The organism is Bacillus sp. z26 (assembly GCF_058313635.1).
This window is the reverse complement of sequence record NZ_JBZFQM010000002.1, coordinates 131,137-149,753: the sequence shown is the minus strand read 5'-3', so window position 1 is coordinate 149,753 and position 18,617 is coordinate 131,137. Positions and strand designations below refer to the sequence as shown.

Below are 18,617 nucleotides of genomic sequence, written 5' to 3'. Positions count from 1 at the left end.
TTATTGAGTTTATAAGGGGATAGTTTATGAGTATTGAAATGATAAAAATTTACGATGAACAAAAAAATCCATTAGGCATAACTAGTCGTGATATTGTTCATCAAAAAGGTTACTGGCACAATACTTTCCATTGTTGGTTTTTAAAAAATGAAAGTAATACAGATTATATATATTTTCAATTACGTAGTAAAGTTAAAAATGACTTTCCCAATTTATTAGATATTACAGCTGCTGGTCATATCTTGGCCGATGAAACTGTTGGAGAGGGTATTAGAGAAATAAAAGAAGAATTAGGTATTGATGTATCAATGGAAGATTTAGTTTTAATCGGGAATATAAAGGATTGTATCACTACTGAAAATTTTATTGATAAAGAATTTGGCAATGTATATATGTATAGAGTAATTGAAGAGCCTGTATACAAACTTCAAGAAGAAGAAGTATCTGGCATTCTAAGGTCCAATTTCAAAAATTTTTATGATTTTGTTTTTGATAAGAGAAATGAAATTACTGTAAATGGATACATTATTAACACGTATGGTGAGAAATTGGAAATTACCCAAAGAGTTACAAAAAAGGATTTTGTACCGCACTCAGATTCATACTTGAAAGATGTTGTAACGTTAATTAAGAATGTTATGGATAGCTAAAAAGCAGTGTATCTGACAGGGAAACATTCCCTTAGTGAATGAACTGATTTTATGTAAAGAGCAACTAATTTTGTGAAGAAACGTATTTAACTTTCGAGGGCGTTGATCAAGAAGGATTAATGCCTTTTTGTGTTGAATTTCTTATGGAACAAACGGGGAGGTTAGCGGAAGAAGGTTTTTATTTAACTTTATAGAACTAAATGAAGAAACACTGTTTTATAGGGGGATAAATGTGCAGAAATCAGTTGTTAATCTTAATGAGTATAATCCGAATTGGGAAAGGCAATTTGAATATGAGAAAAATAGAATTCTTGAGGTTTTAGGTGCTAAGGTTGTTGGAATTGAACATATTGGAAGCACTTCAATAAAGGGGCTAGGAGCAAAGCCAATAATTGATATTATTTTAGGTGTACAAGATTTAAATGAAGCATCTAACTTCGTTAGTCCTTTAAGTAAGATTGAATATGAATATGTTCCTAAACCTGAGTTTAAAAATAGATTATTTTTTAGGAAAGGATTATCGGGACAGGGCACTTGCCATCTTCATATCTGTGAAATTAATAACAGTGAATGGATAGAAAAGTTATTATTTCGTGATTATCTAAGGTTAAATCCCGAAGCAGCAGAAGAATACGCTTTATTAAAAAAAGAACTTGCCTCTAAATATCGCTTCGATAGACCTACTTATACAAAGAAAAAAGAACCATTTATAAAAACAGTTATCGAAAAAGCAAGAAAAGAATCACACAGTAAATAACGTTGCTTAATTCAACTAACTTGGCATCGATTTAAGAAGGTGAATTAATTTTATCTCCTATAAATCTATTTAGGCTGTTAGCGGAAGAAGGCTCTACAATGAATGGGTAGAAACCTATTAATTATACAGTTAAAAAATGGGGGTAATCTAAAGTGCAAAGATGGCTTGGTTCTTCAGGTGTATGTATTAATGAAAATGGTCAATTGTTAATGGTCTTGCAAGGAAAACTTGAAGAGAAAAAAATGTGGTCTATTCCATCGGGAGGAAAAGAACAGGAAGAAACATTCGAAGAATGTTGTATTAGAGAAATGAAAGAAGAAACGGGATATTCAGTCGAAATTGTTGAAGAAATTAAGGTTAAGAAAAGGACTTATGAACATCTCAATATGACTGCTGAAGTCCATTATTTCTTAGCAAAGATTGTAGGCGGGAAAAGAAATTTTCAAGATCCTGATAATCTTATTTATGATATTGCTTGGAAAACCTTAGACGAAATACAGACTTTAGAATTAACCTTTCCCGAGGATAGAGATTTTCTTATTAACTACATAAAGAAAGTGCTTCAACATAATTCCTTGTTCAACTAATGAGGTAGTTTAGTTCAATAAGAAGTTAAAAAAATTCAACAATATATATTGAACTTTTAATGTTTGTTACTTATTTTCAAGTTGGAGATATTCTAAAATATTTCCGAAGGGGTCTCTAAAACTAATATATTTTCCTGGAGGACAATTAGTTGGTTCATCTACAATAAAATCTACGTCTTTTTCTTTTAAGAATTTAACCGTTTCATAAATATCTTCAGTTCGTAATCCTAATACAACTCCTGTAATTTTATTATCTTGATTATATGGTGTATTAACGTTCTCCTCTAGAATAATTGGTAACTCTCCGTGTACAAGTGATGCAATATTAGGACCATACTGCTTATTTAATTCAAAACCTAATGTATTGGTATAAAAGTCAATTGCAGTGTTTAAATCTGGAACGTAAATGCTTATAACACAAACCTGATTCACCATTTTATTCCTCCTATTTTTATTGTTATGATAAATATTCAACACACATTAATAAAAACCTTTTTTAATTCGACTCAATTTCTTATTAAAATAAACAGCTAATAATTATGAATATCTGTACTAAAAAGGCATTGATACAAGAAGGATTTGAGGTGACCCCTTAGTGGTTATTCGGATGAATGTGAGTCTTTAGCTCAAGCAAAAATAAGAGCAAGTAAAGCATCGCAACGGTTAATTGATTATGCTTATGAATATAAATCGGTGGCTTTAGTTGGTCACGGATTTTTTAATATGCTAATTGCTAAAGAATTGCAGAAAAAGGACTGGCGAGGTAAAGGAGATAGTAAAAGCATTGGAACTGCAAAACATTATCCTTCTTCAACTTACGGGGACATTGATCCAAGAAGGATTAATGCCTTTTTGTGTTGAATTTTTTATGGAAGTAAAGGGGCAGCATTGTTTAAGAAGATAAATGAAAGAAGGAATTTTTATTGAGGGCTAATGGGAAGGAATTTTATGTTCGTGATTTGCGTTATATCATAAGGTCAGCAAACGAGAATGATGCGAAAACTTTGTCTGAAGTAAGGGTACAAATAGATGGGGAAACAGAAAATATGGATAGAGAAAAAGGTGAAGCATACATAGATGAATTAGGTTTTAAACAACTAATCAAAGAAGATACAGAAACTGCCCATAATCTGTTCTTAGTTTGCGAAACAAATGGCAGGGTTGTTGGCTTTTCAAGGTGTCAGGGGAATCCATTGAAAAGAATGTCACATAAAGTTGAGTTCGGTATTTGTGTACTAAAGGATTTCTGGGGATACAGCATAGGTACTAACTTGTTAAAAGAAACAATAAGATGGGCTGATACAAACCGTATTAAGAAACTAACTTTAAATGTGCTCGAAACCAATGAAAAAGCCATAATGCTATATAAAAAATATGGTTTTGTAGAAGAAGGATTGTTAAGGAAAGATAAGTTGCTATCAGATGGAAATTATTACAACACTGTAATAATGGGAAGGTTTAATGAATAATGACATCCTCTTATTAGGTTTCACTATTCAACAAACAGGGCAGGTTAGTTCAGTACATTATAAATTATAATTGGGGGATTCAAATGAAATTTAGAGAAGTTATAAAAGATTCATTTGTAATAGTAGGGTATAGTTCAGCAGGGAAGTGGAATGGTGATATTGTCTACCCAATTCCCCAATTATGGGATGAGGCTACTAGATTTCTAGACAACAATATCAATGAAATAGTTGGGGTATGTCTACCTCCAAGAAGTGATCATTACTTTTATACTTGTGGGATTGAAATTGAATCTGTTGATTATTTTAAAATTGAGAAAGGAATGACCTTACATACCTTTCCTGAGCAAAAATATGTCGTATTTAAACATATTGGTCCCTCCAATAAAATTCCAAATACTTATTGGAAGTTATGGAGAATTTTCGATGAGGAAGGATATATGATAACAGAAGGAATGCCTGAAATAGAAATTGTGAAAGTTGATATGGTTGGAAGAGAGGAAAGCGAAGAATATGAGATGGAAATATGGGTACCCGTTCAATGAAACTTAGGAAAAATCCAGTTTTCTTATAATATTAATGAGGTGTTGACCAAGGAGGATTTATGCTCTTTTTTGCTGAATTCCTTATTGTAGAAACGGGGCAGTTTAGCTTAAGTACAATTTTTCACAATATTTATCATTTCCCAGATTGTTTTTTATAGTTATAATATAGATAAAGTATAAAGGGAAAATAAGGAAAGAGAGTTTGAGATATGAATCTTGTTAAATATTTTAGTATACAATGTACACTAATTGGTGTAATTATCCTAACTAATTTCTACCTAGGAAGGTATATTGGTAAGCCATTTACATACACGGACTTAATGGCAATGCTTATTGAACTCACTATACTAATTCTTGCTTTAACTCTTTTTGATAAATTAAAAAAATGTCTAAAAGCTATTCCTGTATTTAGCAAGGTTTCACTTTCTATATTAGCATTTTTTATTGCGTTTATCTTTATAGGAATCATAACAGGAGAAATACAGTTTTAATTCTTATTTCACTAAAGAGGCAGGTTAGCGGAAGATGAAAATCAAAAAGCGTGCGAGATTATTCTATGCACGCCTTTTATTTATGGAAGATCTATTTTTATTGGTTCCACAGGTGAATGAGTTTCATCATATGACGGCCATACCGTCAAGGTTGTATTTTCTAACAAGACTGGAATAACGAGTCTTCTAATAATGGTGGACTTATCGCCATTTTTTATTTGATCGATTTTCCCATCACTCATTCCCCCCCTTGTTAATGGACCATTATTGTTTATATTCAGCATTCTAAAGGAGGAATCTAATTTTCCCTTTGGATAAGTGACACTATAAATGAGAGCAGTAGAAGCTTTACCAGTTATGACAGATTTAACTTTAAATACTATATCGCCCTCAGGATTCGAGCTTTCCTTGTTGTTAAACAAGTATTTCTCGATTGGGTTTTGTTGCACAGGTACATCAAATTGCCAATTGCCTTTTTTCGTTCCTATTTTTTCAAAGGAAACAGGAATGGTATCATTCTTGGGTAAATCTTTATATGGATAAACAAGTTGGATATGTCCTGTATAGCCATCTTTCGTTTTCGTCAGAGTGGTCAGTTCCTTTGTTTCATCAGCTAGCGGATCACCTTTAAACAATTCATATAATGCATAATAATATCCATCTTTCTCCTGGAGATTCCCTTTCACGTCAAAGGTAATGCCAATTAGATATCCGTCATAGTAAGCACTTGTTAACGCAATATCCACACCGTTGCTTGTATAGGTCTGATTGAGCTCCTTAACTAGATTTTGCTTTTCTAAGCTCCTTCCAACCATATCGTTAAAGTTTGCATACAAACCTCCTATTATAGGTGCATCCGCCAAAACTCTTGAAAAAGAGGGGACGATAAAGCTAGAAGACATCAGGATTCCCGCAGCAGCTACTGTCATAATCCAAGTCTTTAAAATAGGTTTCCTTTTCTTAGGTCGTTGTTCTTTTTCAGCACGACCAATCCCTAATTTTATTGATTGTAAAACCTCTTCTTTTGGTACATCAATATCGTTAACTTTATTAGAGAATGTGTTTTTGTCCATCAAAGTAACTCCCTCCCAATAACTTTCGTAACAGTTTCTTTCCACGGCTTAAATATGTTTTTATGGTGTTTTCTGGTATTCCTAAGATTTTGGATATTTCTTTTAAACTCATATCGTAATAATAGAAAAGGATAATAGTCGTCCGATGCTTCTCTGGTAATTTACCTATTGCTTCTGCAAGGTCAATCTTTTCATCATTTCTTTCTCTCGGTAAGGTTAATTGTTCTGCCAAAGTAACCACATTTTTTCTTTTCCTTTGGACATCATACGCACAGTGAATGAGAATCTTTGTTATCCAAGTTAAGAAATATTCCTCATTCCTTAATTGCCTTATAGAGGAGAATGCCTTATAAGCGCTCTCTTGTATGACATCTAGAGCATCATCTCGATTACCGACATACAGGTATGCCGTTCTATATAAACGATCACTATGTATACTTAGTAAATCTCCAAATGCCTCGGAATCTCCCTGAATTGCTTTTCTGATTAATATTAGCTCATCCAACTCTTTTACCTCCTTTTACTCATTAGAGGAGACTATATGGTAAAAAGTTTCATCTTTTTAAATATACTATTTTATCGGTATGGAGAGTAGAGGTTAGAAAGAAGGCGTATTTTAGCTTGGGGAGTATCTTTATTGAGTTTCTTATTGTAGAAAAGGGGCAGGTTAGCAGAAGAAGGAGTAAAAAAAACAAAGAAATTAGGGGACATATAATGACTTATGAATTTAATATTATGACACAAGAACAAGCAGAAAATATTGCATATAACTGGCATTATGATGGTGAATATTCATTTTATGATATGGACGCTGATGAAGAAGATTTGGCTGAATTCTTAAATCCAAAAAAACGAGGAAATTCAATATATGCTGTTACAAAAGGAGATGAATTTGTTGGTTTCTTTAGTGTTAGCAAAATTACAGATAGATCTTTTGATGTTGGATTAGGGATGAGACCTGATTTAACTGGAAAAGGAAAGGGGATAGAATTTTTAAGGGAAGGTATGAAATTTATTCAATCGGAATTTAAATCTGAAAAAATCACCTTGTCAGTAGCAACATTTAATCAAAGGGCAATTAAAGCATATAGAAAAGTTGGATTTTTAGATAGGGAGACTTTTAAGCAAAATACAAATGGCAGCACATTTGAATTTCTTGAAATGGAATACGAATGTAAATAAAGTCCTTATTTAAGTAACGGGGCAGGTTAGCGGAAGAGAGAAAACTTTCTAGTCTAACTGTATAATTTTAACTGAGGTGGTTCGGGTGGACGGCATTCAAAAGGTAACTGAAATATTGCTTGACGAGGAAATAGATGAACAGGAATTTGTTGATATATTAATGATGTTTATAAGCAAGACTGTTATATATATGCAATTATTCCTGACTGGGAAAAAGATTTGTTAAACCAACTGTCAAATGATTTCATTATATTAAATAAGGTTAAATTTCCTTTAATGCGGATTTTCCCAAGAACTACAGAGTTTGTAGGATTTGTGAAGGATAGTAAAAAACAATATATTTACGAGTTTTATTTAAGGTCTACAACTATGGACTTTTAAATTTTCTCTGAGTTAGATGTATCTCAACATTTAAATAATATAAACAAAAATAATATTGATATGTATAAAATATTTGAAACTAACAATGTTCCTCACATAACAATAGGTCCTGATGGACAATGGCTAAATATAATAGGTTATTGAAATTGACCTTTATAGAGCTAACGGGGGCATTGATATTAGAAGGATTAATGCCTTTTTGTGTTGAATTTCTTATGGAACAAACGGGGCAGGTTAGCAGAAGAAGGATTGAAAAGAAAAATACCCTTTTGGGGATAAACTTTTGTCTAGCGGACGTTTTCGGACGCGTGTATTCGATTTGACGAGCGAGAAGGGAGAAGAACATGAAACGGAAAATGTGGATCCTAGCTGCCTTATTCCTGGTCGGGTTTATGGTCGTTTATGCTTTCCTGTATCCTGATCCAGAACCCAGTTCGTTTTCTGGCACCATACTCCAAATCAATGGAGAGAGTGCCCTGATTGACATAGAAGAAGGAGTGATCCTTCGTTCAGGCAATCGCGTACGGGTTCACTTATCCAAGAGGGAAGACCGTACACTCCAGGTAGGGGATCGGGTGCGAGTGGAATACAGAGGAGCGGTGCGAGAATCCTATCCACTTCAGATCAGCGAGACGAAAATCGAATGGATTCCTTAAACGGCAAAAGACAGAAAAATGTTAAATATGGTAAAGTGGGTGATTGCGTTGGCAAATAGTGTCCAAAAAGCGATAGTTTCATTATTGGCAGGAAAAAGGTCAACCAATAACTTGGTCAACCTTATAATACTAACAGTGGCGTTGATCCAAAGGAGGATAACGCCTTTTTGTGTTGAATTCCTTATGGTAGAAACGGGGCAGGTTAGTTTAATTAGAAAAAGAAAAAATATATGAAATGCGTTTACATATAGTTAGATAAAGTATGTTTAGTATTTTTTGGTTTTTATAGAGTGGGGTGTGGGATGAAAATAAGGAAATATTTAGGGGTTGTATCGATTTTTGTTTTTATTGTCACTATTCTTTATACAGAAGTTTTTTTGATAGGAAAAGTTTCTGGTGCACAAGGAACAAGGTTATTATTGATAGGTGTTGGAGTATCTATTTTATTAGTGATATTTAGTGAAAAAGGACGCGTGAAAACAATTGTTTTAAGCCTATATGGTTTATTATTTGCTGGCTTTATAACAATCGTGATACTCTATGGCGTTGCACATATGTAATAAGGAGGTTGCTTTACTATCATCAGAAAGCAGAGATAAGCTTTCTTTTGTTATGCAGCTATCGGGGCAGGTTAATTCTATAACAATGTAGAATTATTAATTGATACTTAGAGGATTTATTAAAAGGTACTATTCAAAGGAGCGATGCAAAAGTGGGGGAAATCATTCATCCAGAAGTAGAGACATCGGGTTGGGTAGAGGTCATTACAGCAGTTTTACCAATTGTTCTTTTGACAATAATCGGTGTAATTATTGTCGCTATTGTATATATCGTTAAGATAGTTAAATGTCATCTGGCAAACACAAAAATAGCCGAAAAAAAATTAAAAATGGAAGAAACAGATATACAAGAGATTAAACAACGTCTTGACCGAATTGAAAAAAATCTTAAGTGAGGTTGAGTGATTTCTTTCATATTGTGCTAACGAGGGCGTTGATCCAAGAAGAAGGATTAATGCCTTTTTGTGTTGAATTCTTTATCGTAGAAACGGGCAGGTTAGCATAAGAAGGAATTTATAATTTGATTAGAGAATTACAATAATAACCCAATTATTTGAACAAGAAGTCGATGCTTAATATGAAGCGAAGAACACATAAATGGTAATGAAAGAACGGTGATGAAATGTATTTTTCGTCAAAAAAAGACTTGTGGATGTCAATTATATTTTGGTTGTTCTCATTGTTTTTTATTGTTCTACCTGTTTTCTTCCCAGACTTAGGAGTTTGGATGACACCAAATTTCTTAGATAAACAATGGATGAAAATTGTTATTCTATCTCCCATCGGTTTTTGCTTAATGTGGATTTGGTTTAAGACTGGATATACAATTAAAGACAATTTTCTTAAAATACAATACGGTCCTCTTAAATGGAAAATCAAGATTGATGAAATTGCCAGCATTAGAGAAACCAGAAACCCATTTACAGCCCCTGCTTTGTCTATGGATAAAATAGAAATTAATTATGCAAAATTTAATACGATTTCGATTTCACCAAAAAACAAAATAGAGTTTGTTTGCCAGTTAAGAAAGCAAAACTCAAATATAAATATTCAGCGATAACAAAGTAGTATAACTTATAATAAAGTCTTTTATAATTTCTATTGAACTATCGAAGGCATTGATCTAAGAAGGATTAATGTCCATTTATGTTGAATTTCTTATGGAAGTAACGGGGCAGGTTAATGGAACAAAATGAAACTTATCTTGATAATGCTTTTGAGGTACAAAATCTATGGAGAATTGGAGACCTACTATGAAAGATGAATTCAATAATAAAACAAAAGAATATGCAATAGGAAGACCTTCTTATCCAACAGAAGTATTGAAAACAATCAGAGAGCTAGGAATTAATGAACAATCCTCAATCGCAGATATTGGAGCAGGGACTGGACTCCTTACAAAGTTGTTAGGCGAATTGGATTGCAACGTGCTAGCAATTGAACCAAACGAGTATATGCTTCAAGAGTGTAAAAAGTATTGCTCTAGTAATAAAAATATCGAATTCATTAATACCTCAGCTGAAGAAACTACATTGAAAGAAAATAGTATTGATCTTATTACAATTGCACAGGCGTTTCACTGGTTTGATAAGCAATTATGTAAGAAAGAATTCCAACGAATTTTAAAGGAAGATGGATATGTAATTATTTTATTTAATGAAATGCAACCAGATAGTCAATTAGCGAAAGAATATACGAGTGTTCTACATCGTTATAAAGTTAAAACAAATACTGGAATTTCCGACTTTGACCCAGACAAAGAAAAGCTTAATTTTTTTGGGCAAGATTATACCAAGCTATATTATGATAATTGGCACACATTAACGGAGGAAGGTTTTGTAGGAGGTGCCCTATCGTTATCCTACACTCCATCAAAATTAGATAGTAGTTATGAAGAATTTGTAGCAGAACTTCATCACCTATTTTCAAAATATCAACAAAATGAAAGAATAACTTTCCATTATAAAACTGAGGTGTGTATCTGTAAGTTTTTAAAGCGATAAATCTTTCGAATCCTTCAACACACGGGGGCTTCAATGGAATCAAAAAAAGGGAACTTCTAAAAATGGAAGATAATATAGCCGTTTTATAAGAAAAATTATCTTTGTGAAAGAATGTACTTAAACTAATGGGGGCGTTGATCCAGGAAGGATTAATGCTCCTTTCTATTGAACTCCTTATTGAAGTAAAGGGGCAGGTTAGCTCTATAAGATATACACGAAAATCTAGCTTTTATGCTAGGTTTTTAATGTATTAGTATTTACCTTGCTTCACAGAATATAATTTAATTACTTCTGTAATAATATTATTTATTAATGACTCAACTGTTTGATTTTTGGCTAATCTTGGGCTTTGACCCGACCAGAGCGATAAGAAGTCTGGATTATTTTGTGCACTAGCAGTCTTCCTTATCTCCTAGGTTAGTGTGTTTAGAACTGGGAAATCAGGTAAAAACTTTTCGTTCCTTTGCATTTCTTTTATAAATTTATTTTTTATTCCTCTAGCCCATTTACCAGAAAATGAACGAGTTAATACAGTGTTATCCTCGGTAGCATTTAGGATTGCCTCTTTATGAACTAGATGTGCACCGCTTTCAACACAAGTCAAGAAAGCCGTCCCCATTTGTACACCCTTTGCACCTAGGCAAAGAGAAGCAGAAAGCCCTCGACCATCCATAATTCCGCCAGCAGCAATAACAGGAATACTAACGGTGTCAACAACCTGCGGGGTCAGTGACATTAAACCAATTAAACTCTCGTGATTACTATCGATAAAGCTCCCCCCGATGCCCACCAGCTTCGCTACCTTGAACCACAACAATATCCATTCCAGCTTTTTCATTTTCAACTGCTTCTCTTACGGTCGTAGCGGTCCCCATCAAAATAATATTCGATTGTTTTAATTCAGCCATCACTTCTTTAGGAGGAATACCGAACGTAAAGGAACAAATGGGGATCTTTTCTTCCATTATAACTTTAACTTGTTCAATAAAATGTTCGACAACCTTATTAAAATCAGGAATTTCAAGGTCATCTTTTTGGTGTAAATTTAATTTATGATGAACTGATTAGCCGATTTAATTTCATCCTCTCTAACTTTAAATTCGTTAGGAACAAATAGATTGATACCAAACGGTTTTGAAGTTAACTGTTTTATTTCCTCAATTTGTTTCCGAATTTGAACAGGGTTCATATAACCTGCTCCAATCATTCCTAGGCCCCCAGAATTTGATACAGCAGCGACCAATCCTGAGGTTGTTATTCCTCCAGCCATAGGAGCTTGTATAATCGGATATTTAATTTTCAAAAGTTTTGTTAATTGATTTTTCAACATCGTTAAACACCTCGTATCCCTTTTACAAATTCTTCATCATTGCTGTTCGCTATATATCTGCCGTTAAAAATTTTAGCTCCCATTAAAAAACCCTTTTGATTCAACTTAAATTATCTGGCAGTTAAAATAATATTAACAAATATTCAAGTAATTACCAATTAATATAACAAATATTGTGAATGAATATACTTAAACAAACGGGGGCATTGATCTAAGAAGGATTAATGCCTCTTTCTGTTGAATTCCTTATGGAAGTAAAGGTGTAGTTTAGTCGAATAAATAAAATTAGAAAAAATCGAACCTTTAGTTTATTTTTATTCATATAATTATTATTACACTTGAAAGGTGGGTTTTTTATGTACATAGAGAACGGTATAGAAGCTTATGAAGCACATAATCGAACTGAGTTATTAGCAGGTTTAGAGGTGAAATCTGAATATATCCTTATTATAGGAGACTATTATAAAGACATAAGAAAGATTATGGATACTCATCCTCCAGAGAACGAAAGTATAGGAGTGGCCTTAGGAAGTGCAGGTGTGTTATCAATTCTTATTTATGCAATAAATGCAGTAAGGATTTCATTCAGTAAAGAAGATAAAACAGATAAAATAATTGACAGAAAGTTAAATTTATACAAAATTAAAAAGATTACAGATGACGGTTTATTATTGAGTTTAAAGCAGTTAGATTATTAGAAATTGCATATAGAGAACTATTTTGATAGTTCTATGCGAATAAATACACTTATACTATCGGGGTCATTGATCTAAGAAGGATTAATGTCCTTTTATGTTGAAATTCTTGTGAAAGTAGGCGATTTTATGAAATATACCTGTTCGTGTTGCGGCTACAAAACATTAGATGAATCGCCAGGCGGTTATAATATATGTAAGATTTGTTATTGGGAAGATGATCCCGTACAGAATGAGGACCCAGACCTTGAAGGCGGAGCTAATGTATTATCTTTGAGACAAGCACAAAGGAATTTTAAAATTTACGGAGCAAGTGAGGAAATGTATAAGGACTGTGTTGTAGAAGCAAGCCTTAGAGGATACAAGAAAGATGAAAATTTTAAACCTCTCTAGGTTTTTTAGGGATATTACCATCATTAAATAGTCTTCCTTATTGCACTAGGGGCAGTGATCCAAGAAAGATTAATGCCCTTTTCTATTGAATTCTTTATTGTAGAAACGGGGCAGGTTAGTTCAATAAGAATAAGAGGAAATAGGTAAAATTTCTCGAATAAGTATCTGTATATCAAATGATTTGGGAGAGGTTCCTTATAGCTAATGGTATTGAAGATTTTTATTGTGATGAAGTATTAAATGGTAAGACACGAGTTGAAAAAGTTTGTGAAACTGAAAATACTCTTGCCTATTATCATACTCGACCTTTTTATGAAGTACATATTGTGGTTATCCCCAAGAAACACATTACTTCACTAATAGATGTTAAACCAGAAGATAAAGATGCACTAAACGATTTATTTTCAGTGATACAGCAAGTATCAAAACAGGTGAACGACAAGTACGGTGCCTGTACAGTATCAACTAATATAGGTGAGTATCAAAGTAATAAACATCTGCATTGGCACGTTCATTATGGAAATCGTATAAAATAAAATAATTTGATGGTACTTGGTATTCAAAGACAGAATTATGGAGTGTTATAAAGCTAAAGGGGCATTGATCTAGGGAAGGATTAAGGCCCTTTTCTGTTAAAATCCTTATTGTAGAAACGGTGCAGGGTAGCTTTATAACGACCCAGGCCTAATATAGAATTATTTTCAGGGGGAATTTGGTGTCAATTAAAGGTCTAAATCATTTGTTATTTTCAGTTTCCAACTTAAATGATTCGATAAAATTTTATCAAAATGTCTTTGATGCGAAGTTATTAGTTAAAGGCAGATGCACAGCGTATTTTGATTTAAATGGCATATGGCTTGCACTCAATGAAGAAAAAGACATATCTCGTAATGAAATTAGCCAATCATATACACATATAGCATTTTCGATAGACGAAGCTGAATTAGATACGATGTATCACAAACTAGTGAGTTTAAATGTAAAAATCCTAACAGGGCGACCAAGAGATGAAAAAGACAAAATGTCTATCTATTTATAGACCCAGATGGTCATAAGTTTGAATTCCATTCAGGGACTTTACAAGATAGACTAGACTATTATAAAGAAGACAAACTGCATATGGAGTTTTTTGATTAGAAAAACTTAATTAACATAAGTCTCAAATAATTTGTAGGAAATTGTTCTTAAACTATCGGGGCAGTTTAGTGAAAGAAGGAGAATTTACAAAAGGCTTTTGGTTTTAGTTGAAGTTTAAACATTAGGAGGAATGATATTGTCTAAAGGGCTGTTGCATCATATTGAGTTGTACGTATCTGATTTAGAAAGGACATCGGAATTTTGGGGGTGGCTCTTACAAGAATTTGGGTACACCCGGTTTCAACAATGGGGCGACGGGCAAAGTTGGATTCTTGGTGATACGTATATTGTATTTGTGCAAGCAGAGAAACGGTTCCTCGATATTCCATATCATCGTTGCCGAGTAGGGCTTAACCACTTGGCATTTTATGCAGAGTCACGGAATCACGTTGATGAAATAACCAGGACATTGGTATCTAAAGGGGTGAAAATCCTCTATAAAAATAGACATCCCTTAGCAGGTAGTGATAACCATTACGCAGTTTATTTTGAAGATCCAGATAGAATTAAGGTAGAACTGGTAGCACCATAATTAATTTGGTAGAAAACAGTTCTAATTAGGTTAACGGGGCAGGTTAGCGGAAGAAGACATTCGAAAAGTTGGAGGATTTTATGAAAAGGCAATCTCCATTTGTGATTTCGATTGCTGCGGTTTCGGGTGGGGGTAAAACAACAGTAACCTCTTACCTAAAAGGGCAGTTGCAAAATAGTAAAACAATATCTTTTGATGATTACGATTTTGATGGCCCTGATAACATTATAGAATGGATTGATAATGGTTGTAATCCTGATGAATGGGACTTATCGCCACTTATTAGAGATATAAAGAAGTTAGGTAATGAACCATTGGATTACATCATTTTAGATTTTCCATTTGCTTACCTACATACTAAAACAAGAGAATTTATTGATTTTGCAGTGTTTATTGATACTCCATTGGATATTGCAATGGCACGGAGAATAATTCGAGACTTTAAAAATGGTTCTACCGAGGATATAATGCTGGATCTAGATAACTACATTCTTAGAGGAAGGCGGGGGTATCTGAATATGTTAAATACGACAAAACCGAATTCTGACCTCATTGTAGATGGGACATTATCTAAACCTGAGATTGCACGTATTATTGTTCAAAATATAGTGAGAATAGAGTATATTAGGTCAAAGCAAAATTGAAAATATAATATCTAATTCAAGTAAGGGACGTTGATCTAAGCAGGATTAATGTCCCTTTATGTTGAACTCTTATGGAAGTAAAGTGGCAGGTTAGTTGAAGAAGGATTTAGCTCATTTAAAGCCGAATTTCATACACATATGGATTAAAAACAATGCCTTAAGGGGGAATTTATATGTTGAGGGCATATTGGAAGAATGTTTTATACATACTTAACCATAAAATTAATGTACTTGTTGAATGCTGAAAAGAAGGTTTATACTTCCAAGGAATTACCCACGATTTATCAAAATTATCCCCAAAAGAGTTTTCTCCATATGCTAAGAAATTTTTCTCGAGTAAACAATTAAGTGAAGATGATGAATTAAGATGGAGATTTGCGTGGCTGAATCATCAACATAAAAATAAACATCATTGGGAATATTGGGTTGTTGATCCGAACAAGAAACTAGCCTTACCAATGCCCAAAAAATATTTACTTGAAATGGTTTGTGATTGGCGTTCTTTTTCGAGAAAATGGGGCAGGAGAGTGAGACCAGCGACTTTAGAACTTACTGATAGGATAATACTACATCCTGATACAAAAAAAGAACTAGAAAATATTTTGATGAGTAAAAGGAAAAATAACTCTAAGAAAACTTTCTTATTATCAAAAAAGATAAGAAAACTGTGAAAGAATGACTTAAACTAATGGGGCATTGATCCTGGAAGAAGGATTAATGCCTTTTTGTGTTGAATTTCTTATGGAATAAACGGGGCGGGTTAGTTTAAGTACATTTTTTTACAAACTTTCTAGTTTCCTGCAAAAAAGAGGAGACTATTTATTCAAATAATTAATTACTACTGTTGCTCATCCGTACTCTCTTTCTTTACATTTACTAACATTAAAGCACAGACTATTATCGCTGTAACATATAAAAAGATAGAGACAAGAGGTTTATGCAATAAACTAATATCTTTAGAATGAAAAGTATATAAATAAATAAGGGCTAAAAACATAAAAGGTGACAATAATTTTTTCGTTTATTCATCCCACTCCTTTCCTTTATTATACATTTTTCAAGATGATAAAATCCTTTTTATATTATTCGTTTTTAAATATTCCATTGTTTTTATCAATGGAAGTAAAGGGGCAGGTTAGCTCAATAAGTTAATTAAAAAGAGATCCATATAGATTTGTCAGGATTGCTAATGCAAAAGTAAAATATAATAAAAATCTCTCTTTAATAACACAGTTTTTAGCTGTGTTATTTTTTGTTAAATATTAGATACATAAAAAATAAATACCTTGCATTATTAGGTAATCTCATTTATAAATAATTGTAAGGATGGTGAAAAATGGAAATAAACAAAGAGGTTTTGAAAGGCCATATTGATACCATAATCCTGTCGCTTTTACATAAAAGAGATATGTATGGTTATGAGTTAGCTAAATTGGTACGGGAAAGAACCGATGAACAATTTGAATTAAAAGAAGGTACGCTATATTTGTCTTTAAAGCGACTTGAACAAAATAAATGGATTAAATCCTACTGGGGAGATGAAAAAGGTCCAGGTGGAAGAAGAAAATACTATAAACTCACGCCATTAGGTAAAGAAGGTTTTGAAAAGAAGCGTCTGGAATGGGAATTTATAAAGAAAATCATTGATTCTTTTTTGGAGGGAGGAGAAAAATATGAAGCAAATTGAAGCATTTGTTGATTCGGTTTATCAAAATGTAGGTGGAAATAAAAAAGAAATAAAAGAATTAAAAGCAGAAATGAAAAGCCATTTACTAGAGGCAGTTCACGAATTGAAAACAGAAGGAAAGTCTGAACAAGAAGCGATAGAAATTGCAATTGAACGATTTGGTGGGGAAAAAGAAATGCGTTCCATTATTGGACAACTGTTTAAAACCCAACAAACATTTGCGAAATGGGTTCTTTATCTGGCTTTAGGCTTTCTAGCTTTATTCTTATCTATTTTTGGTTGGCTTTGGCAAAGTGAAGAATCACAATCACATCAAATATCTCTTGTTGCTACGGATATAGCAGATATTTTAGAAAACAAAAGCAGCATTACACCTGAAATGAAAGTAGATATAGAAGAATCATTTAAAAGTACAAGTTTTATTTCAGCCCTAAGAATATTCTATGTGAATGATATTCAGAAGAGTGAAAATTATGAAGGTTACGGAAATGTATTTGATTATGTGGCACAAACTGAACCAGACTTTGAATACAAGCAAACAGTTTGGGCTCCTGAATGGTTAAAACCAGATTTCCTTTCTTACGGAAATGGTGATGATCAATGGTATGTTGGTATGGAAGAAAGAAGTTTCGGCACGTTAATGATTGCTATCTTATTTGGTGGTTTAGCAATCTATTGGACGTTATTTTCTATTTGGGCAATCATTAATGCCTATCATCATAAACGTTTAAACATTGGTTGGGGCGTAGGCTTTGTTTTATTTAATGTAGTGGGCTATTTGTTATATTATCTTGTTGGTAGGAAACAAAGATATATTAAATAAATCTGTTCAAAGCTGTCATAATGGCAGTTTTTCTTTTTTTAAAACGGAGTAACCTTCCTTTAAACAATTAGGTTTTAGTATATAAAACATTTAAGTTTGTGAATCAACTCACTTAAACTATCGGGGGCGTTTCGTATTATAGAGTTCAGCCAGAACTTTCTGGTTGAACTTTTATTTTATGGTTTATTCTATCAGTAGCCAGGGTAGAACGTACGGGGGCGTGGGACATTGATCCCGTCGGCTAAACTGTTCACCCCCTACTAGTAGAAATATGTTTGCGGCTGGTTGGGACTGAGATCTCGTATAACAAGCGAAGCTATAATACTACTTTGGAGGAAATAGGGGTTACTGGTGAATACGTAAGAGGAGGAAAAAGAATGAACCCAGTTGTGGGTATAGATGTAGCTAAAGGAGAGAGTGAAATTCAGGCTTTTTTAGATAAAGGAAAGCCATATGGAAAGAACTTTTCAATTAAGCATAATCGTGATGAATTGGATCGGCTTGTAAGTTTCTTGAGCGAAATTAAAACAATGACAGGTAAGATACCAGTAGTCATATTAGAATCAACGGGACATTATCATACTCCTATTATTCAATGCTTAGAAGAAAACGCGTTGCCTTATATTCTGTTAAATCCACTCATTTCTCATCAAGCAAAGAAATCAAGTTTAAGAAAAGTAAAAACAGATGCTTTTGATGCGTATCAGTTATGTACCCTTTATTACAAAGAGGACTTTGAACCTTATAAAATGAGGGGAATTCAGCTGTTGAACCTTCGTAATCTATCTAGACAACAGGAAATCGTGACGAAAATGTATGTAGAGGCAAAATTGCAGTTTCATACGATTTTGGATCAGGTTTTTCCTGATTACCGAAAGGTATTTGGAGATCTATTTTCGAAAGTATCTTTATCGATATTAAGAGAATATCCAACGTCGGAGAAGATTCTAAAGACGGATGAAGAGGAATTAACAGAACGAATAAAAGGGTATTGTCCAACTCGTTCTCTTCAGTGGGCAAGAGAA

General features: G+C 33.2%; 24 protein-coding genes and 2 pseudogenes. 22 read left to right on the top strand and 4 right to left on the bottom strand.

All coding sequences use genetic code 11. From position 1 onward, the window contains the following. The first annotated feature begins 26 nt into the window (after positions 1-26). The 3 genes from AC4G3K_RS05955 (at position 27) to AC4G3K_RS05945 (ending at position 1,994) form a co-directional block, all read left to right on the top strand. Positions 27-650, top strand: coding sequence for an NUDIX hydrolase (locus AC4G3K_RS05955; protein WP_491132789.1), 624 nt, complete (start codon positions 27-29; stop codon positions 648-650). A gap of 232 nt (positions 651-882) precedes the next feature. Then, positions 883-1,407, top strand: a complete 525-nt coding sequence (locus AC4G3K_RS05950) for a GrpB family protein (protein WP_491132788.1) — start codon at positions 883-885, stop codon at positions 1,405-1,407. Between the two features lie 152 nt (positions 1,408-1,559). Beyond that, positions 1,560-1,994 carry an NUDIX hydrolase gene (locus AC4G3K_RS05945; RefSeq protein WP_491132787.1) on the top strand — a complete coding sequence of 145 codons (435 nt, stop codon included), beginning with the start codon at positions 1,560-1,562 and terminating at the stop codon, positions 1,992-1,994. A gap of 66 nt (positions 1,995-2,060) precedes the next feature. Here AC4G3K_RS05945 and AC4G3K_RS05940 read toward each other — a convergent pair whose 3' ends face one another. Further along, positions 2,061-2,429 carry a VOC family protein gene (locus AC4G3K_RS05940; protein WP_491132786.1) on the bottom strand — a complete coding sequence of 123 codons (369 nt, stop codon included), beginning with the start codon at positions 2,427-2,429 and terminating at the stop codon, positions 2,061-2,063. Positions 2,430-2,917: 488 nt separating this feature from the next. Between AC4G3K_RS05940 and AC4G3K_RS05935 the strand changes: the two genes are divergently transcribed. After that, the gene (locus AC4G3K_RS05935) at positions 2,918-3,463 is read left to right on the top strand and encodes a GNAT family N-acetyltransferase (protein WP_491132785.1); all 546 of its coding nucleotides are present in this window, start codon (positions 2,918-2,920) and stop codon (positions 3,461-3,463) included. Positions 3,464-3,546: 83 nt separating this feature from the next. Further along, the gene (locus AC4G3K_RS05930) at positions 3,547-4,005 is read left to right on the top strand and encodes a GyrI-like domain-containing protein (RefSeq protein ID WP_491132784.1); all 459 of its coding nucleotides are present in this window, start codon (positions 3,547-3,549) and stop codon (positions 4,003-4,005) included. Between the two features lie 571 nt (positions 4,006-4,576). On the opposite strand, the gene AC4G3K_RS05925 is transcribed toward AC4G3K_RS05930, so the two are convergent. Further along, positions 4,577-5,569 carry a DUF4179 domain-containing protein gene (locus AC4G3K_RS05925; RefSeq protein ID WP_491133239.1) on the bottom strand — a complete coding sequence of 331 codons (993 nt, stop codon included), beginning with the start codon at positions 5,567-5,569 and terminating at the stop codon, positions 4,577-4,579. Continuing rightward, the gene (locus AC4G3K_RS05920; RefSeq protein WP_491132783.1) at positions 5,547-6,074 is read right to left on the bottom strand and encodes a sigma-70 family RNA polymerase sigma factor; all 528 of its coding nucleotides are present in this window, start codon (positions 6,072-6,074) and stop codon (positions 5,547-5,549) included. Before AC4G3K_RS05920 ends, AC4G3K_RS05925 begins: the two co-directional genes overlap by 23 nt. Positions 6,075-6,283: 209 nt before the next feature. On the opposite strand from AC4G3K_RS05920, the gene AC4G3K_RS05915 reads away from it, so the two are divergent. The 7 genes from AC4G3K_RS05915 to AC4G3K_RS05885 all read left to right on the top strand — a co-directional run bounded on the left by AC4G3K_RS05915 (position 6,284) and on the right by AC4G3K_RS05885 (position 10,351). Further along, on the top strand, positions 6,284-6,751 hold the full coding sequence (locus AC4G3K_RS05915) for a GNAT family N-acetyltransferase (protein WP_491132782.1): 468 nt from the start codon (positions 6,284-6,286) through the stop codon (positions 6,749-6,751). A gap of 85 nt (positions 6,752-6,836) precedes the next feature. Continuing rightward, positions 6,837-6,977, top strand: a complete 141-nt coding sequence (locus AC4G3K_RS05910) for a hypothetical protein (protein ID WP_491132781.1) — start codon at positions 6,837-6,839, stop codon at positions 6,975-6,977. Positions 6,978-7,476: 499 nt separating this feature from the next. Beyond that, positions 7,477-7,788 carry a DUF3221 domain-containing protein gene (locus AC4G3K_RS05905; RefSeq protein ID WP_491132780.1) on the top strand — a complete coding sequence of 104 codons (312 nt, stop codon included), beginning with the start codon at positions 7,477-7,479 and terminating at the stop codon, positions 7,786-7,788. 302 nt (positions 7,789-8,090) lie between these two features. After that, a complete protein-coding gene (locus tag AC4G3K_RS05900; protein ID WP_491132779.1) occupies positions 8,091-8,348 on the top strand; it encodes a hypothetical protein in 258 nt (85 codons plus the stop codon). A 152-nt stretch (positions 8,349-8,500) separates the two neighbouring features. Next, on the top strand, positions 8,501-8,743 hold the full coding sequence (locus tag AC4G3K_RS05895; RefSeq protein WP_491132778.1) for a hypothetical protein: 243 nt from the start codon (positions 8,501-8,503) through the stop codon (positions 8,741-8,743). Between the two features lie 332 nt (positions 8,744-9,075). Continuing rightward, positions 9,076-9,408, top strand: a complete 333-nt coding sequence (locus tag AC4G3K_RS05890) for a PH domain-containing protein (RefSeq protein WP_491132777.1) — start codon at positions 9,076-9,078, stop codon at positions 9,406-9,408. 193 nt (positions 9,409-9,601) lie between these two features. Beyond that, positions 9,602-10,351, top strand: coding sequence for a class I SAM-dependent methyltransferase (locus tag AC4G3K_RS05885; RefSeq protein ID WP_491132776.1), 750 nt, complete (start codon positions 9,602-9,604; stop codon positions 10,349-10,351). A gap of 250 nt (positions 10,352-10,601) precedes the next feature. Here AC4G3K_RS05885 and AC4G3K_RS05880 read toward each other — a convergent pair. After that, positions 10,602-11,681: pseudogene (locus tag AC4G3K_RS05880) on the bottom strand (NAD(P)H-dependent flavin oxidoreductase). A 356-nt stretch (positions 11,682-12,037) separates the two neighbouring features. Between AC4G3K_RS05880 and AC4G3K_RS05875 the strand changes: the two are divergent. The 10 genes and pseudogenes from AC4G3K_RS05875 to AC4G3K_RS05830 form a co-directional block, all read left to right on the top strand. After that, complete coding sequence (locus AC4G3K_RS05875) at positions 12,038-12,379, top strand: hypothetical protein (protein WP_491132775.1); 342 nt, start codon at positions 12,038-12,040, stop codon at positions 12,377-12,379. Between the two features lie 126 nt (positions 12,380-12,505). Then, entirely contained in the window at positions 12,506-12,769 is a 264-nt protein-coding gene (locus AC4G3K_RS05870; RefSeq protein ID WP_491133238.1) for a CPCC family cysteine-rich protein, read from the top strand. A 176-nt stretch (positions 12,770-12,945) separates the two neighbouring features. After that, positions 12,946-13,305, top strand: a complete 360-nt coding sequence (locus AC4G3K_RS05865; RefSeq protein ID WP_491132774.1) for an HIT family protein — start codon at positions 12,946-12,948, stop codon at positions 13,303-13,305. Positions 13,306-13,484: 179 nt separating this feature from the next. Continuing rightward, a pseudogene (gene fosM / locus AC4G3K_RS05860) lies at positions 13,485-13,906 on the top strand (FosM family fosfomycin resistance protein). Between the two features lie 136 nt (positions 13,907-14,042). Then, the gene (locus AC4G3K_RS05855; protein WP_491132773.1) at positions 14,043-14,438 is read left to right on the top strand and encodes a VOC family protein; all 396 of its coding nucleotides are present in this window, start codon (positions 14,043-14,045) and stop codon (positions 14,436-14,438) included. 80 nt (positions 14,439-14,518) lie between these two features. After that, positions 14,519-15,082 (top strand): nucleoside/nucleotide kinase family protein, encoded by a 564-nt coding sequence (locus AC4G3K_RS05850; RefSeq protein ID WP_491132772.1) that lies wholly within the window; start codon positions 14,519-14,521, stop codon positions 15,080-15,082. Between the two features lie 269 nt (positions 15,083-15,351). Further along, positions 15,352-15,753, top strand: a complete 402-nt coding sequence (locus AC4G3K_RS05845) for a DUF5662 family protein (RefSeq protein WP_491133237.1) — start codon at positions 15,352-15,354, stop codon at positions 15,751-15,753. Between the two features lie 665 nt (positions 15,754-16,418). Beyond that, the gene (locus tag AC4G3K_RS05840; RefSeq protein WP_491132771.1) at positions 16,419-16,769 is read left to right on the top strand and encodes a PadR family transcriptional regulator; all 351 of its coding nucleotides are present in this window, start codon (positions 16,419-16,421) and stop codon (positions 16,767-16,769) included. Then, the gene (locus AC4G3K_RS05835; protein ID WP_491132770.1) at positions 16,756-17,592 is read left to right on the top strand and encodes a permease prefix domain 1-containing protein; all 837 of its coding nucleotides are present in this window, start codon (positions 16,756-16,758) and stop codon (positions 17,590-17,592) included. The genes AC4G3K_RS05840 and AC4G3K_RS05835 overlap by 14 nt, the downstream gene beginning before the upstream one ends. 377 nt (positions 17,593-17,969) lie before the next feature. Then, positions 17,970-18,617 (top strand): IS110 family transposase (locus AC4G3K_RS05830; protein ID WP_491132769.1); only part of this gene is annotated, 648 nt, incomplete at its 3' end.

Bases quoted from the DNA above. Each gene is read 5' to 3' on its own strand.
- AC4G3K_RS05955 (WP_491132789.1), top strand. From the start codon at position 27: ATGAGTATTGAAATGATAAAAATTTACGATGAACAAAAAAATCCATTA.
- AC4G3K_RS05940 (WP_491132786.1), bottom strand. From the start codon at position 2,429: ATGGTGAATCAGGTTTGTGTTATAAGCATTTACGTTCCAGATTTAAAC.
- AC4G3K_RS05930 (WP_491132784.1), top strand. From the start codon at position 3,547: ATGAAATTTAGAGAAGTTATAAAAGATTCATTTGTAATAGTAGGGTAT.
- AC4G3K_RS05925 (WP_491133239.1), bottom strand. From the start codon at position 5,569: ATGGACAAAAACACATTCTCTAATAAAGTTAACGATATTGATGTACCA.
- AC4G3K_RS05915 (WP_491132782.1), top strand. From the start codon at position 6,284: ATGACTTATGAATTTAATATTATGACACAAGAACAAGCAGAAAATATT.
- AC4G3K_RS05905 (WP_491132780.1), top strand. From the start codon at position 7,477: ATGAAACGGAAAATGTGGATCCTAGCTGCCTTATTCCTGGTCGGGTTT.
- AC4G3K_RS05900 (WP_491132779.1), top strand. From the start codon at position 8,091: ATGAAAATAAGGAAATATTTAGGGGTTGTATCGATTTTTGTTTTTATT.
- AC4G3K_RS05890 (WP_491132777.1), top strand. From the start codon at position 9,076: ATGACACCAAATTTCTTAGATAAACAATGGATGAAAATTGTTATTCTA.
- AC4G3K_RS05885 (WP_491132776.1), top strand. From the start codon at position 9,602: ATGAAAGATGAATTCAATAATAAAACAAAAGAATATGCAATAGGAAGA.
- AC4G3K_RS05875 (WP_491132775.1), top strand. From the start codon at position 12,038: ATGTACATAGAGAACGGTATAGAAGCTTATGAAGCACATAATCGAACT.
- AC4G3K_RS05870 (WP_491133238.1), top strand. From the start codon at position 12,506: ATGAAATATACCTGTTCGTGTTGCGGCTACAAAACATTAGATGAATCG.
- AC4G3K_RS05865 (WP_491132774.1), top strand. From the start codon at position 12,946: ATGATTTGGGAGAGGTTCCTTATAGCTAATGGTATTGAAGATTTTTAT.
- AC4G3K_RS05850 (WP_491132772.1), top strand. From the start codon at position 14,519: ATGAAAAGGCAATCTCCATTTGTGATTTCGATTGCTGCGGTTTCGGGT.
- AC4G3K_RS05840 (WP_491132771.1), top strand. From the start codon at position 16,419: ATGGAAATAAACAAAGAGGTTTTGAAAGGCCATATTGATACCATAATC.
- AC4G3K_RS05835 (WP_491132770.1), top strand. From the start codon at position 16,756: ATGAAGCAAATTGAAGCATTTGTTGATTCGGTTTATCAAAATGTAGGT.